Source organism: Labrenzia sp. THAF35 (genome assembly GCF_009363595.1).
Lineage (GTDB): Bacteria > Pseudomonadota > Alphaproteobacteria > Rhizobiales > Stappiaceae > Roseibium > Roseibium algicola.
The window spans coordinates 294,185-307,483 of sequence record NZ_CP045380.1 but is presented as its reverse complement, the minus strand read 5'-3'; the positions used below and the strand labels follow the sequence as shown (position 1 = coordinate 307,483).

The 13,299-nt window shown below is 59.5% G+C and carries 14 protein-coding genes; 10 read left to right on the top strand and 4 right to left on the bottom strand.

Annotation, left to right across the window (positions count from 1 at the left end):
• From FIU93_RS01440 to FIU93_RS01415, 6 genes are all read left to right on the top strand, one after another.
• Positions 1-3,318, top strand: a complete 3,318-nt coding sequence (locus FIU93_RS01440; RefSeq protein ID WP_152504646.1) for an HsdR family type I site-specific deoxyribonuclease — start codon at positions 1-3, stop codon at positions 3,316-3,318.
• Position 3,319: 1 nt separating this feature from the next.
• Entirely contained in the window at positions 3,320-4,048 is a 729-nt protein-coding gene (locus FIU93_RS01435) for a SprT family zinc-dependent metalloprotease (protein ID WP_286202396.1), read from the top strand.
• Between the two features lie 705 nt (positions 4,049-4,753).
• The gene (locus tag FIU93_RS01430) at positions 4,754-4,975 is read left to right on the top strand and encodes a hypothetical protein (RefSeq protein ID WP_152504644.1); all 222 of its coding nucleotides are present in this window, start codon (positions 4,754-4,756) and stop codon (positions 4,973-4,975) included.
• A 477-nt stretch (positions 4,976-5,452) separates the two neighbouring features.
• On the top strand, positions 5,453-6,211 hold the full coding sequence (locus FIU93_RS01425) for an SDR family oxidoreductase (protein WP_152504643.1): 759 nt from the start codon (positions 5,453-5,455) through the stop codon (positions 6,209-6,211).
• Between the two features lie 254 nt (positions 6,212-6,465).
• Positions 6,466-7,542 carry a bifunctional DNA-binding transcriptional regulator/O6-methylguanine-DNA methyltransferase Ada gene (ada, locus tag FIU93_RS01420; RefSeq protein WP_152504642.1) on the top strand — a complete coding sequence of 359 codons (1,077 nt, stop codon included), beginning with the start codon at positions 6,466-6,468 and terminating at the stop codon, positions 7,540-7,542.
• The gene (locus FIU93_RS01415) at positions 7,539-8,291 is read left to right on the top strand and encodes a 2OG-Fe(II) oxygenase (RefSeq protein WP_152504641.1); all 753 of its coding nucleotides are present in this window, start codon (positions 7,539-7,541) and stop codon (positions 8,289-8,291) included. The genes ada and FIU93_RS01415 overlap by 4 nt, the downstream gene beginning before the upstream one ends.
• Positions 8,292-8,368: 77 nt before the next feature.
• Here FIU93_RS01415 and FIU93_RS01410 read toward each other — a convergent pair whose 3' ends face one another.
• On the bottom strand, positions 8,369-8,563 hold the full coding sequence (locus FIU93_RS01410; RefSeq protein ID WP_152504640.1) for a hypothetical protein: 195 nt from the start codon (positions 8,561-8,563) through the stop codon (positions 8,369-8,371).
• 249 nt (positions 8,564-8,812) lie between these two features.
• Here FIU93_RS01410 and FIU93_RS01405 point away from each other — a divergent pair, with 249 nt between their 5' ends.
• A complete protein-coding gene (locus FIU93_RS01405; RefSeq protein WP_152504639.1) occupies positions 8,813-9,301 on the top strand; it encodes a hypothetical protein in 489 nt (162 codons plus the stop codon).
• A 16-nt stretch (positions 9,302-9,317) separates the two neighbouring features.
• Here FIU93_RS01405 and FIU93_RS01400 read toward each other — a convergent pair whose 3' ends face one another.
• The 3 genes from FIU93_RS01400 to FIU93_RS01390 form a co-directional block, all read right to left on the bottom strand.
• The gene (locus FIU93_RS01400) at positions 9,318-9,623 is read right to left on the bottom strand and encodes a GNAT family N-acetyltransferase (RefSeq protein WP_152504638.1); all 306 of its coding nucleotides are present in this window, start codon (positions 9,621-9,623) and stop codon (positions 9,318-9,320) included.
• A gap of 115 nt (positions 9,624-9,738) precedes the next feature.
• Complete coding sequence (locus FIU93_RS01395) at positions 9,739-10,443, bottom strand: pirin family protein (protein WP_023002163.1); 705 nt, start codon at positions 10,441-10,443, stop codon at positions 9,739-9,741.
• Positions 10,444-10,570: 127 nt separating this feature from the next.
• A complete protein-coding gene (locus FIU93_RS01390) occupies positions 10,571-11,137 on the bottom strand; it encodes a DUF3291 domain-containing protein (protein WP_173017239.1) in 567 nt (188 codons plus the stop codon).
• Positions 11,138-11,324: 187 nt separating this feature from the next.
• On the opposite strand from FIU93_RS01390, the gene FIU93_RS01385 reads away from it, so the two are divergent.
• From FIU93_RS01385 to FIU93_RS01375, 3 genes are all read left to right on the top strand, one after another.
• On the top strand, positions 11,325-12,152 hold the full coding sequence (locus FIU93_RS01385) for a sulfite exporter TauE/SafE family protein (RefSeq protein WP_023002161.1): 828 nt from the start codon (positions 11,325-11,327) through the stop codon (positions 12,150-12,152).
• A 132-nt stretch (positions 12,153-12,284) separates the two neighbouring features.
• Positions 12,285-12,986, top strand: a complete 702-nt coding sequence (locus FIU93_RS01380) for an AzlC family ABC transporter permease (protein ID WP_023002160.1) — start codon at positions 12,285-12,287, stop codon at positions 12,984-12,986.
• Complete coding sequence (locus tag FIU93_RS01375; protein ID WP_023002159.1) at positions 12,979-13,299, top strand: AzlD domain-containing protein; 321 nt, start codon at positions 12,979-12,981, stop codon at positions 13,297-13,299. The genes FIU93_RS01380 and FIU93_RS01375 overlap by 8 nt, the downstream gene beginning before the upstream one ends.

The window sequence follows — 13,299 nt, the reverse complement described above, 5'->3', positions numbered from 1 at the left end:
ATGAACAAGCACAACCGCCCAAACTCCAGCGAAGAGGCACAAGCCAAGATCCCGGCTCTGGCACTGCTGATGAAGCTCGGCTGGTCCTACGTCTCTCCAGAAGTCTGCCTTCAGCGGCGCGGTGGTGAGCGCTCGGTCCTGCTTGAGAATGCCCTCAGGAGCTGGCTGGAGGCCTATCGCTACAGCTACCGTGGCACGAGCCATAGTCTCTCCTCAGGCGGCATTCAGCAGGTCCTGAAGGCTATCTCCAATACCGGCCTGAACGAGGGCCTGAGGGCTGCCAACGAGAAGCTGTACAAGCTGCTGGTCTATGGTGTCACGGTCACCGAGCATATGCCGGATGGCCAGCGCCAGTCCTTCACCATTCCCCTGCTCGACTTCGACACCCCATCCGCCAACCGGCTGGAGGTGACAGAAGAACTGAGTGTCGAACGGGACGGAGCCCAGGGCACCTATCGGCCCGACATCGTGCTCTACGTCAATGGCCTTCCTCTGGTGGTCATCGAAGCCAAGCGGCCTGTCAGCAGCAAGACCGGCAAGCCCACGGTCGACGAAGGCATCTCCCAGCACCTGCGCAACCAGAAGACCGGCGGCATCCCCCTGCTCTATGCCTATGCCCAGCTGCTGGTCTCCATCTCGGGAGAAACCGGGCGCTATGCCACGACAGGAACCCCGAAGAAATTCTGGGCGGCGTGGCGGGAGGAAGAGATCCCGGAGAAGGACGTGACTGGTCTCGTCAATACGCCTCTCTCTCCTGCAGCCAAGGACACGCTCTTCGCCCAGCGCCCCAAGTACATTCGAGACTACTTCGAGCAGCTCTGGTCGCGGCCGATCCTGGCAACGGAACAGGACACGCTGATCAACAGTCTGCTTCGGCCCGACAGGCTGCTGGAGTTCATCCGCTACTTCCTGCTGTTCGACCAGAAGGTCGGCAAGATCGCAGCCCGGTACCAACAGGTGTTCGGCGTCAAATCGATGCTCAGCCAGGTAGAACGGCGGAACAAGACCGGTGGCCGTGAAGGCGGTGTCATCTGGCACACGACAGGCTCCGGCAAGTCCTACACCATGGTCTTCCTGCTGAAGGCCCTGCTGCTCCGCTCCGAGCTTGCCAACTGCCGCACCATCGTCATCACCGACAGGACGGACCTCGAGCGGCAACTCGCCAACACCTTCATGTCCGGGGGAGCCTTCGGGTCGGCCATGGCCACCAAGAAGGAAGGCGCGAAGGCAAAGGCGCAGTCCGGGCGGGATCTCGCCAAGCGGATCGGTTCCGGCACCGAACGTATCATGTTCACCCTGCTGCAGAAGTTCACCTCTGCGGCGTCCTATCCGGAGTGCCACAACGTTTCCTCCGACCTGATCGTGCTGGTGGACGAGGGCCACAGGAGCCATGGCGGGGAAAGCCATGAACGGATGCGCAATGCCCTGCCCAATGCCGCCTTCATCGCCTTCACAGGTACGCCGCTTCTGAAGGACGACAAGACCCAGAACAAGTTCGGCCCGATCCTCCACGCCTACACCATGCAGCGAGCGGTCGAAGACAAGACGGTGACGCCTCTACTCTACGAGGAGCGGCAGCCGGAGCTGGAGATCAACGACAGGGCCGTCGATGCGTGGTTCGACGCAAGGACCACCAATCTCAGTGACGACCAGCGAGCGGACCTCAAGAAGAAGTTTTCCACCAAGGGTACGATCTATGGGGCCGACCAGCGCATCACCTGCATCGCGCTCGACATCGCAGAAGACTTCTCCCGCAACTGGAAAGACCTTGGCCTCAAGGCGCAGCTCGCCACCGACAGCAAGCTCTCGGCGATCCGCTACAAGGCGGCTCTCGATGCGCTGGGCCTTGTCGAGAGTGCCGTTATCATCTCCCCGCCCGACACGCGGGAAGGCCATGAGGACACCAGCGCGGCCAACTCGCCGGAAGTCCAGAAGTGGTGGGCCGAGACGGTGGCCAAGCATCCGGCAGGTGCCGAAGGTTACGAGAAGGACGTCCTGAGGGACTTCGGAACCGATGGTGGGCCGCACATTCTAATTGTGGTCGACAAGCTGTTGACGGGCTTCGACGAGCCACGCAACACGGTCCTCTATATCGACAAGTACCTGAGGGAACACAATCTGCTGCAAGCCATTGCCCGTGTGAACCGCCTGCACGAGGACAAGAAATACGGCTACCTGATCGACTATCGCGGCATCCTGAAGGAGCTTGACACGTCCCTGACCGCCTATCAGGACCTCGCCGAGCGCACCCAGGGCGGCTACGAGATCGACGACCTTGTCGGCCTCTACGAGAACGTCTCCAGCGAGTATAAACGCTTGCCCGTGCTCTATCGCGATCTCTGGGCGATCTTCAAGGATGTGAAGAACAGGCAGGACATGGAGCAGTTCCGCCGTGTCCTCGTGCCCAAGGTCGAGATCGACGAGGCGGGAGAGAGCTTCGACAGGCACCAGAAGGTCCGTGACGAGTTCTACGCGGCCCTTTCTGAGTTCGGCATGTGCCTGAAGCTGGCTCTTTCCACCCGCAGCTTCTTTGAGGATAACGCCGTCGGCGAGAAGAAGATCGCAACCTACAAGAGCGACCTCAGGTGGTTCACCGAGCTGCGCATCTGGGCCAAGCAGGCAAGCCAGGAGACGGTAGACTTCTCGGCCTATGAGAAGCAGATCCGCGACCTGATCGACAAGCAGGTGATCGGCATCGGCGTCAAAGGCTGCGAGGGTGTCATCGATATCACGGGGTTCGCTGAAGAGGGGCAGGCAAGCTACTCGCTCGACGATCCGGAAAGCTGGAGCGACGAGAAGACCCGGACGGAAGCCGATCTCATCAAGTCCCGACTGACCCGGACGATTGAGCAGGATCTCGCAGAGGACCCCTATGCGCAGGCAGCCTTCTCCGAATTGCTCAAGAAGGCCATTCGGGAAGCGGCAGATCTCTTCGACCATCCGCACAAGCAGTATGTCCTGCTGAAGGATCTGGAGGAGCAGGTCAAGACGGGGCAGGCTCCGGGCATTCCCGACAGAATCGCCGACAACCGCCACCACAGGGCTTACTATGGGGCTCTCCTACAGGCTCTGCCTGAGGGAACGGCCAAGGAGAAGGGTGAGGACCATCTGATCGACGAGGCTGTCCACATCGATAGCATCGTCCAGTCGGCGATTGCGTCCCACTCCCTTGACCCGGAGAATGCCATGAAGGAGATACGGCAGAAGCTGCTGCCGCGCTATTTCAGCGCCTATGGCGGCGGCATGGAGCTGGCAGAAGGAATACTCTCGCGTGTCCTCGAAATCGTCAGACGCGGCGCTGGGCGGGAAGACAGCTGACGTGAGCGACTGGGTTCTTGCCTATGGGGACGAGCGCATCCCCTATGAAGTGCGACCCAAGGCCGGGCGCTCGGGCAAGGTCGCCATCCATGTCGAACAGGACGGATCGGTCGTCGTTGATGCCCCCGAGGGAACCGAAGCCCAGCGCATTCGGGAAGCGGTCGGCAAGCGGGCCGGTTGGATCTATCGGAACGTTCAGGAAGCCCGTGAGCGGTTCACCCATGTCCTCCCCCGGTCCTATGTCAGCGGCGAGCAGGTGCACTATCTCGGCCGCCGGCATGTCCTGAAGGTCATCCCCGTCGCGAAGCCCGAGAGGTCCGTCAGGCTCTATCGTGGCACCATGGAGGTCAAGACCGAGAACACGGACCCGCAGGCCATCAGGGGGCGTCTGAGAGGCTGGTACAAGGTCAGGGCCCAGGCCTACCTCAAGACCCGCCTCAGCGCTGTCTCTGAGGCCCTGCAATGGATAGAAAGCAGCCCCCCGTTCCACCTGATCGAGACCGACAAGCGCTGGGGCAGCTGTTCCACCGATGGCACCGTTCGCCTGAACCCTTTCCTCATCAAGGCCCCGCGTGAATGCATCGACTATGTGGTCCTGCACGAACTGGTCCACCACGCCGAACACAACCACAGCCCCCGCTTCTACACCCTTCTAGACCGCCACATGCCCCGCTGGCAGGAATACAAGCGGCGGCTCGATGGGATGGCTGAGGTGCTGCTGAATGAGTGAACTTTCCGAGTTGGATGAACTGCTAGCTGAACTAAGTGACGCACTCCTGGTGCCGTCCTTGGACAATTGTGATCGGTTTGAGCATATAGACCAGATTGACTCAGTGTTGAGCTCTACCTCTTCAAACCTTCACGGCCTGTTGTTGACGGTACGCAAGCAACTGATCGAAGACAGTCAACGTGATCCCATGTGGTTTGCGATTGATGAAAATCGAGACCTTCGACTTCAGCTCGTACAAAGCCTTCGTGCACACATGACGGGGTCCGGGTGCTTATATCACGGCACTGTGCGTGGTCGCCTCGCGAAGATCTTCAACACTGGATTAGATCCAGAAGCCAAGCGTGTCTGGCGGGACACAGATGTAGATAGGAGCACCGTTGGTGAAGGAGTATTCTTTGATACCACTTGGCGAGGCGCGACGAGTTGGGCCTATATCGCATCAAGCAGATCTCGCGGCCCTAAGAACAGTTGGTCAAGGAAACCGGTCATCCTGCGACTTCTCAGGGGGGATCACGCTGTTGAGCCAGATCCTCTAGCGACAGCACCCGGTTGCGTGTTCATCAAGGGAGTGGTGTCAGTTGAGGGAGCCGAAGTACTGCTTGAGCCATTCTCTGGCTTCCCGCGATGGGTGCCGATAGAGCAGTGCCTGGGTGCCTCGCAACCAAATAACGAACTTCCCAGACCATCTGTATCAGGAAACAACCTATGAAGATCTGCGCTCTGACCAATGGTGTGATGCGGGTGGCTTACCCAGTCGGTGGTTCTGCCTACAAATGCTTTCCCTCCGGCTCAAATCTAGCTGCCGATGCATTGACATTCGACACCGTGGCGGAAGCTGCTGAGTTCCTGATCAAGAACCCTACGTGGGGCACTAGGATGAACCTCGGGGCTGCGATCATCTACGACAACATCCAGATCCATCGTTAGTTTCGAGGTGAGGCGAGCTTGAAAACTGCTACAGAGAAGTGCTACATTGCGTTTGCAGTTGGTGATGTAAGGTGTTGAAATTCAAGAAAAATATATTCTGACTAGGTGAATCCACTCGTCTGTACCATTTCCCTCTTCATTCGTTTTGAAACAGAATTTGGTCCCGCGCAGGGCTCTCTTGCGGCCGGCGACATGATTTTCTGTATTGGGTATGCTGCAGCCGGATTGTCCGAAGCTGTTGAGACCTAATCCTTCACCATCAAATTCAGAACCGCCGGCAGGTAGACTGTAACCGGGCAGCAATCTCTGTTGTCTGCAAGCCGATCTCCAATGGAGCACACAGGCTGTCCTTGACCTACAGGGACGGGTTCTCGGATTTGACAACAAGAAACGGATAGTTCGGCTCGGCCCGATCATGACACCTGTCGCTCGAACCCTGGCTTATGCCGGGTCCAATGACAGACAGGAGAAAACGTCATGGAACTCGAAAACAAGTCGATCATCATTACCGGGGCAAGCAGCGGGATCGGGGCTGCCGCAGCGACCCTTTTTGCGGCCGAAGGAGCGAATGTCATCCTCGGTGCCAGGCGCTCCGCGGAACTTGAGGCTGTTGCGTCCAAAATCCGTGAAGCCGGCGGCACGGCCGTTTTTCTGGAGGGCGACGTCAAGGACGAAGGTTATGCCGCGGCACTGGTCGACCTCGCCCTGAAGGAGTTCGGGCGACTGGACGGTGCCTTCAACAATGCAGGCATTGTCGGGGCCATGGAGCCGGTCCCGGACATGGGTATCGGCAACTGGAACGAGGTCCTGACTGTCAATTTGACAGCGGCGTTTCTGGCAGCAAAAGCGCAGATACCGGTCATGAAGGAAACCGGCGGTGGCTCGATCGTCTTCACATCGTCATTTGTTGGTTTCAGCAACGCGGGCATGCCCGGCATGGGCGCTTACGCGGCTTCCAAGGCCGGTCTCAACGGCTTGGTGCAATCACTTGCCTCCGACCACGCCGCTGAGGGTATTCGGGCTCATGCCTTGATGCCGGGTGGCACAATTACACCGGCCGGCGGCGAAGGGAATCCGGACGTCTTGGCGTTCATTGCAGGTTTGCACCCCATGAAACGCATGGCCGACGCAAGGGAGATCGCACAGGCAGCGCTTTTCCTGCTGTCCGACCGCGCAAGTTTCATGACGGGCAGCCCGACGATTGTCGATGGCGGCATGTCCATTCGGCTGACCTGACCGGACGATTTGCCACAAGGCGGAGCGCCGCCTTGTGGCAAATCCCGGACCGCCTGTTTCAGGCAATAGCGCCTTTTCAACAGACTTGAACGAAGCCTCCGCTCCGTCCCTTGCCTTGAAATTCAAATATGCCAGCAGCTCGGAAAACGGGTCGCTGAAGGTCCCGATTTGAAGGTAAGGACCGGAGTGCACTGTCGTGAAGCCGGTGACAGGATTGGCGAAGTTGACGACAACAATTTCGGGAAGACGCACCAATGGAAGCCTTGAACGACAATCTGACCAAGCTGCCCCTGGCAGAGGACCCTCGATGGGCGCGCATAGCAGCCCGTGACAAGACCGCAGACGGCCAGTTCTGGTATTCGGTGTCGACGACCGGTGTCTATTGTCGCCCGTCGTGCCCTTCGCGCCTGGCCAATCCGAAAAACGTACAGCTTCACACCACGCTCGAAAGTGCCCGGGCGACCGGTTTCAGGGCGTGCAAGCGCTGCAAGCCGGAAGGCTTGCCTGCCGGTGCCGAGAATGCAGCAATTGTCGCAAAGGCCTGCCGCATCATTGAAGGCAGCGAAGAAGAGCCGTCACTGGATGATCTTGCTCGCTCCGTCGGTCGTAGCCCCAGCTACTTTCACCGGGTGTTCAAGGCGGCGACCGGGCTTACGCCAAAAGACTATGCGTCAGCGCATCGGGCCAACAAGGTCCGTGATGGACTTGGTTCCGGCATAACGGTGACCGAGGCAATCTATGACGCAGGCTTCAATTCCAGCGGACGGTTCTATGAAAAATCCACCGGGATGCTGGGTATGACACCCACGCAATACCGTGCCGGCGGAGCCGACGAGGAGATCAGGTTCGCTGTTGGCCAGACGACGCTTGGTGCCATTCTGGTCGCGTCCAGCAAGAAAGGCGTTGTATCGATTCTTCTCGGAAGTGACCCGGGGGATTTGGTCCGAGATCTGCAGGACCGGTTTCCGAAGGCAACACTGCTTGGGGCGGATCGCGACTATGAAGGTCTGGTGGCCCGGGTGGTGGGCTACGTCGAATGTCCAAAGATCGGTCTGGACCTGCCTTTGGATGTCCGCGGAACCGTCTTTCAACAACGGGTATGGCAAGCTCTTCAGGAAATCCCTGCCGGAGAAACGGTCTCCTATGCCGAGATTGCCCGGCGTATCAAGGCACCCAAGGCATCACGGGCTGTTGCCCGGGCTTGTGCTGCCAACAAGCTCGCAGTGGCAATTCCCTGCCACCGTGTGGTTCGAACCAGCGGTGCACTTTCCGGCTACGCATGGGGTGTGGAGCGCAAGCGCGATCTCATCGAGAGGGAGAAACGGGCATGAGAAAGCTTACCGCCAACGAGGATCGTCCGGATGCTTTGGCGACCTCTTTAGAGGCTCGGGTTGCCGGTTATGATTGGGCTGCTATCCACCAAGAGCTGAACGGTTTCGGCTGTGCCACGCTGCCTCAGCTCTTGTCGCCCGGGGAATGTCGTGCCCTTTCGTCGCTTTATGCCGAGGAAGAGCATTTCCGAAGCCATGTCGTCATGGCGCGGCACGGCTTCGGCAAGGGGGAATACCGTTATTTCAAATATCCGCTGCCGGATATTCTGGGTGGATTGCGGACCGCCCTTTATCCCCGCTTCGCCGGTCTTGCCAACACGTGGAACGAGGCCATGGGCTTCGATCAACGATTTCCGGTCACCCATGACGCGTATCTGGAGCAATGCCACAAAGCGGACCAGGTCCGGCCGACCCCTTTGTTGCTGCAGTATGGCGCAGGCGACTTCAACTGCCTTCATCAGGATCTTTACGGCGATCTGGTGTTTCCGATTCAGGTCGCGATTTTGCTATCGGAACCGGGCAAGGATTTCTCGGGTGGCGAATTCTGCATGACCGAACAACGCCCGCGCATGCAGAGCCGCATTGAGGTTGTCAGCCTGCGCCAGGGGGATGCCGTGGCCTTTGCCGTTCACAACCGGCCTGTCCAGGGAACGAGAGGTAATTACCGCGTGAACCTGCGCCACGGCGTAAGCCGCGTGCGCTCCGGCACGAGACACACCGCAGGGATCATCTTCCACGACGCGAAATAGACACCTGCTCCGTGCTTGGCGAGCCGTCTTGAAGTTTGATGGTACCTGGCAGCAGGTTGATAGCTGCCGAAGTGCGATCATGACTTCCTGAAAGACTTGATGAGCAGGATAATGGCGCTGCAGCCGAGAAGGACGCCGGCGATGAAACACATCAATGGAGCCAGCAGGCCAAAGTCCGCCTTGAGCGCCTCGTAATTCTGGTTGCCGTACTTGAAGAGGGCGGACGTCATCCAGAGGAACAGTATTGCTGTGATCAGGCGGCCGTAGTTCATCCGTGCCCTATCGGTGTTTTGAATGGGAACGGAGTAACCCTTTTTCCGTTAAAGGTAAGTGTCGTTTCTCGGATTAAGTGTAGGCTGGGCTACAGGCAGAAGATGCCAGGAGCTCTGATACGGTGAACGGAAGGTCGTTTGGTTCTCCCAAGAAATCAGGTTTTTCTGACGGTTCACGGCCCGGGGGGCCGTTGTGTGTCATGCGGGACTCTGTCTGAATGAGAGCACCTGATCTCTAAGGAGCATGCAATGTCCTATCACGATGCCCCCGGCCTTGGCCGCCGTCTGGTCCGTTTGCCCGGCCAGTTGCTTCTGGCGCTCGTGAATGCGACGGCGCTGCTTGTCATTGTAGCCTGCGTGCTGTCGCTCCTTGTGTTGAACAGGGTCGATACAGCGGGCGAACGTATCGCCGGCAATCTGACAGAAGCCGCGCTCGCCCGGTTGCAGGTCTCTCCGGGTGAATTCAAGGCCCGGATAGAAGCGCTCGACGGCAAGATCACCACGCTTGCTGCGCAACTCTCTGATCCCGATCTCAAGGATCATTGGGAAGTGGCGCAGCAACTGAAGGAGCTCAATCGGAACCTTGCCGACATCAGGCTGGCGGCAGTTGGTCTGAGCGCAGCCGGTCCGGAAATCACCGACACCGCTTTCGAACAGGCCGGCGACATGCTGACCGGTGCGCTCTACACATTGCGGGGGTGCGAGATGGCCGTAGAGGACAACGAGCCTTCGAGCTGAGCATGTTTCTTTTCGCCTAGGCCTGAAACACGTCCGCCCATTCGGGGTGCTTGCGCCGCTGCGCATTCACATAAGGACACAGCGGCACGATCTTCACCTGCTTGCGACGGGCGTCATCAACAAGCCTTTCCACCAGTGCCTTGCCAACCCCCATGCCACGCATGCTGTCCGGCACGCCGGTGTGATCGGCAATGATCAGGTGTTCGTTGACAATGGAGAAGGTCAGTTCGGCCGGCTCGGTGATCCCGCCTACCTTCGCCAAATAGCGGCCTTTGCTGCCATCCTGTTCCAGGGTGATGTCGGGGGAAGTTGTCTCTACCATTGTCGCTCTCCTGATGTGGATGAAAGCAATTGCTCTGATCCTGTGTTCAATCTGGCTGTTCGTTTCCAGGGAAGTACATGGGGATGGGGCGGGAACAATCCCGCCCCAATTCGTGTCAGGCTGCCAGGTCGAACAGCAGGAATTCGGCATTCTCACTGGCTGTCAGCGAGATCGCGCCTGTCTGAAGCAGGCCAAGACCGTCGCCTGCGGAAAGCGGCTGGTCGTTGACGCTGATCTTGCCTTTCACCAGTTGCAGCCAGACCTTCCTGCCGGGACGGATGTCGAAGGCCAGGCTGCGATCCGCGGACAGAAGCGACGCGTAGAGATCGACATCCTGATGAATGGTAACGGATCCGTCCCGCCCGTCGCGCGATCCGATCAGGCGCAGCGCATCGCGGCGGCCGTCTTCCGGAAAGGCCTTCTGCTCGTAGCTTGGCGAGATTCCGTCAGCTTCCGGAACGATCCAGATCTGCAGGAAGTGGACCGGATCCGTGTCCGAGTGATTGTACTCGCTGTGACGGACACCGGTGCCGGCGCTCATGCGCTGCAGTTCTCCCGGCCGGATGACTGAGCCCGTACCGAGCGAATCCTTGTGTTCCAGACCACCGGAAACGACATAGGAGATGATCTCCATGTTCTGGTGCGGGTGGGTCGGGAAGCCGGCGCTGGGGGCGACACGGTCCTCGTTAATCACCCGCAGGGCACCGAAACCGATGTGGTTCGGGTCAAAATAGGACCCGAAGGAGAACGTGTGCTTGCTCTTCAACCAGCCGAAATCGGCATCGCCGCGAGCATCCGAAGGACGGAGTATCTGGTTCATGGTTCAATCCTTTCCCAATCTCTGGCACGGGAATGTCCGTGCGCTGTTGGACCTAAGATTGCCATTGGGGGATTGTTTTACAATTCTGCCAAATCTGGACAATTAGTCATCGATTTTTGAACAATCCCTATTGAACAGCCTTGGGAACTTCGGTCCGGGTCCGGTTTCGTTCCGCGATCTGTTTCGATACGCCGCCGTTCACTGTTGTGGGCTTTCCGGAAGGATCGAAAGCGGACTTGAATGTGAAGGCCGCGGGCGTGGGGCCCGCGTCGCCCAGGCGTTCGAAACGGTCGATCGCTTCCACCCAATCCGGTTGGTGGCCTTCCGGCACCCACCACAGGGCATAGGCGGGGTAGGCATGGTCTTCGCGCATGAAGTCCGGGCCCTTTTTCAGGATCTCGGCGTGCGGCCCTCGGTAGACGGCGGCAAGCGCTGATTCCAGGTCTTGCCAAAGCGAGATGGTGGAGGGTGCCCAGCCGTCGCCATTGTCCTGCCAGTACCTGGGAAAAACCTGCTCGCCCCAGCAGTCCGGTCCCGGTTCGTCTTCATAGCCGGAGCGGGCGACGAAACCCTCGGCTCGCTCCATCGCAGCCCAAACAAGCGGCTCGGCCTGGTGAAAGGGTTCCACAACCGGGTGGTCCGCCCGCGTACGGAATTGGCCGAATGTATAGAGCGCAAGCCAGTGACCGTTCATGCTTCCTCGCCGCTGAATGACACCCGGCAGAGACTGGCTGCAATTCACCCGTGTCGCAAGTGGTTGCAAGCGTCGCAAAACAGATAGTCCACGCATGCAGCTGGAAAAATTCGCGCAGCTGGTCTAAGCGCTGGAAGAAGACTTTGGTGGCCGGCATGAGCCCGGCACCGGCAACGAGGATAATCGCGTGGAAGATCTCAGCCTTTTCTCCCTTGGCCTTCTGGCTGTTGCGCTGCTGGCAACCGGGCTTGTGGCCGGGATCATTGCAGGCCTGCTCGGTGTCGGTGGCGGCATCGTCATCGTGCCGGTGCTCTATTACATGTTCACCGCCCTGAAGATCGACCCGTCGGTTCTGATGCATGTGGCCGTGGGAACGTCGCTCGCTACCATTCTGGCGACCGGCACGTCGTCGGCGCGCGCCCACTACAATCGTGGCAGCGTCGACATGGATCTCCTGAAACGCTGGTGGTGGGCGATTGCTCTTGGCGTCATCGCCGGGGGAACGCTCGCGGGGAACATTTCGGGTGGCGCGCTGACGCTGGTCTTCGGGATTGTCGCTCTGGCCGTGTCGGCCAACATGATGTTCCGCAAGGATGGCTCTCATCTGGCCGACAAGCTTCCCGGGTCTCCGATCAAGGAAACACTGGGTTTCCTGATTGGCGGGATCTCGGTGATGATGGGCATTGGCGGTGGAACGCTCGGCGTTCCGACATTGACCCTTTTCAATTATCCGATCCGCAAGGCGGTTGGCACCGCGGCGGCCATCGGCCTCATCATTGCCGTTCCGGGCACCCTGCTGTCGATCTTCTTCGGCTGGGGCGAGGAGGGGCGCCCGCCGTTCTCGCTCGGGTATGTCAACCTGATCGGCTTCTTCCTGATCATTCCGGCCAGCACCCTTGCTGCACCCTGGGGCGCGAAGATCGCCCATGCCATCGATCCATCGAAGCTGAAGCTCGTGTTCGCGCTGTTCCTCGGTTTTACCGGCCTGCGCATGATCTACGGCGTCGTGTTCTGACCGGTGGCCTGGTCCCGGCTACAGGATCGCTGATGGGTAAATCAAAAGGTTTCATTGGTTCTGAGTCGATTTATCAGCAATACTGACCTTTCTTTGCGGGGGGTGCCCGCCGCCTGACACTCTTGGACAGACATGTTGAACAAAAATGTGACCCTCAGCCTGCAAGGCTGCGTGCGGGGCGCCACGATGTGCATTCCGGTATCCCCGGGCATCATCGCGCTTGGACTGGTCTTCGGAACGGTCGCCGCGCAAAAGGGGCTGACCTTCCTCGAAACGATCATGATCAACTCGCTGGTTTTCGCCGGCGCCAGCCAGTTCGTCGCGATGGAAGTCTACAGCGATCCGCTCAATTATGCTCTCGTCGTGGCCATGATCGGGGTTACCGCTGCCGTCAACATGCGCATGCTGCTGATCGGCGCGAGCCTGCGGCCCTGGCTTGGCCAGGTGCCGGCCTGGCAGACCTATCCTTCCCTGTTTCTGCTGACGGACCTCAACTGGTTGCTGGCCTTGTCGGAATACGACAAGGGCACGCGCGACTGGGGGATCTATCTCGGCAGCGGTCTTTTCACCTGGTCGGTCTGGTCGCTTTCCGTCGTTCCGGGCTATTTCGCAGGCAGTCTCGTGTCGGACCCGAAGGTCTATGGCCTCGATGTGGTTCTGCCGGCTTTCTTCGCCGCACTTCTGGTGCCGCTCTGGAAGGGCAAGCGCCAGACAGTCAGCTGGCTGTTCGCCGGCGGTATCGCCGCGCTGACCTGGTATCTGGTCGGTGGCTACTGGAGCATTTTCACCGGTGCCATCGCCGGTGCTTTCGCGGGGGCCTATCTCGATGACTGAGGGAGCATTCACCGCCGACCCGATCTTCGTCCTGGCCGTGCTTGGCATGACGGCGGTCACTTATGCCCTGAGGGCGGGTGGATACTGGGTCATGGGCCGGCTGCCCATCACGCCGCGGGTGCGCCGGGGGCTGGAAGCCTTGCCGGGCGCGATCATCGTTTCCACCATCCTGCCTATCGTGTTGAAGGGCGGGCTGGCCGTGGCGCTGTGCCTTGTCGTTGCTGCAGCGGCTCAGGTGACCCTGCGCAAGGAATATGTCGCCGTCTTCTGTGCAGCCGGAGCCGCGGCAGCCCTCAGGGCTGCCGGACTGTAG

Coding starts and splice junctions, on each gene's coding strand:
- FIU93_RS01440 (WP_152504646.1), top strand. CDS start 1: ATGAACAAGCACAACCGCCCAAACTCCAGCGAAGAGGCACAAGCCAAG.
- FIU93_RS01430 (WP_152504644.1), top strand. CDS start 4,754: ATGAAGATCTGCGCTCTGACCAATGGTGTGATGCGGGTGGCTTACCCA.
- FIU93_RS01425 (WP_152504643.1), top strand. CDS start 5,453: ATGGAACTCGAAAACAAGTCGATCATCATTACCGGGGCAAGCAGCGGG.
- ada (WP_152504642.1), top strand. CDS start 6,466: ATGGAAGCCTTGAACGACAATCTGACCAAGCTGCCCCTGGCAGAGGAC.
- FIU93_RS01415 (WP_152504641.1), top strand. CDS start 7,539: ATGAGAAAGCTTACCGCCAACGAGGATCGTCCGGATGCTTTGGCGACC.
- FIU93_RS01410 (WP_152504640.1), bottom strand. CDS start 8,563: ATGAACTACGGCCGCCTGATCACAGCAATACTGTTCCTCTGGATGACG.
- FIU93_RS01405 (WP_152504639.1), top strand. CDS start 8,813: ATGTCCTATCACGATGCCCCCGGCCTTGGCCGCCGTCTGGTCCGTTTG.
- FIU93_RS01400 (WP_152504638.1), bottom strand. CDS start 9,623: ATGGTAGAGACAACTTCCCCCGACATCACCCTGGAACAGGATGGCAGC.
- FIU93_RS01395 (WP_023002163.1), bottom strand. CDS start 10,443: ATGAACCAGATACTCCGTCCTTCGGATGCTCGCGGCGATGCCGATTTC.
- FIU93_RS01390 (WP_173017239.1), bottom strand. CDS start 11,137: ATGAACGGTCACTGGCTTGCGCTCTATACATTCGGCCAATTCCGTACG.
- FIU93_RS01380 (WP_023002160.1), top strand. CDS start 12,285: ATGTTGAACAAAAATGTGACCCTCAGCCTGCAAGGCTGCGTGCGGGGC.
- FIU93_RS01375 (WP_023002159.1), top strand. CDS start 12,979: ATGACTGAGGGAGCATTCACCGCCGACCCGATCTTCGTCCTGGCCGTG.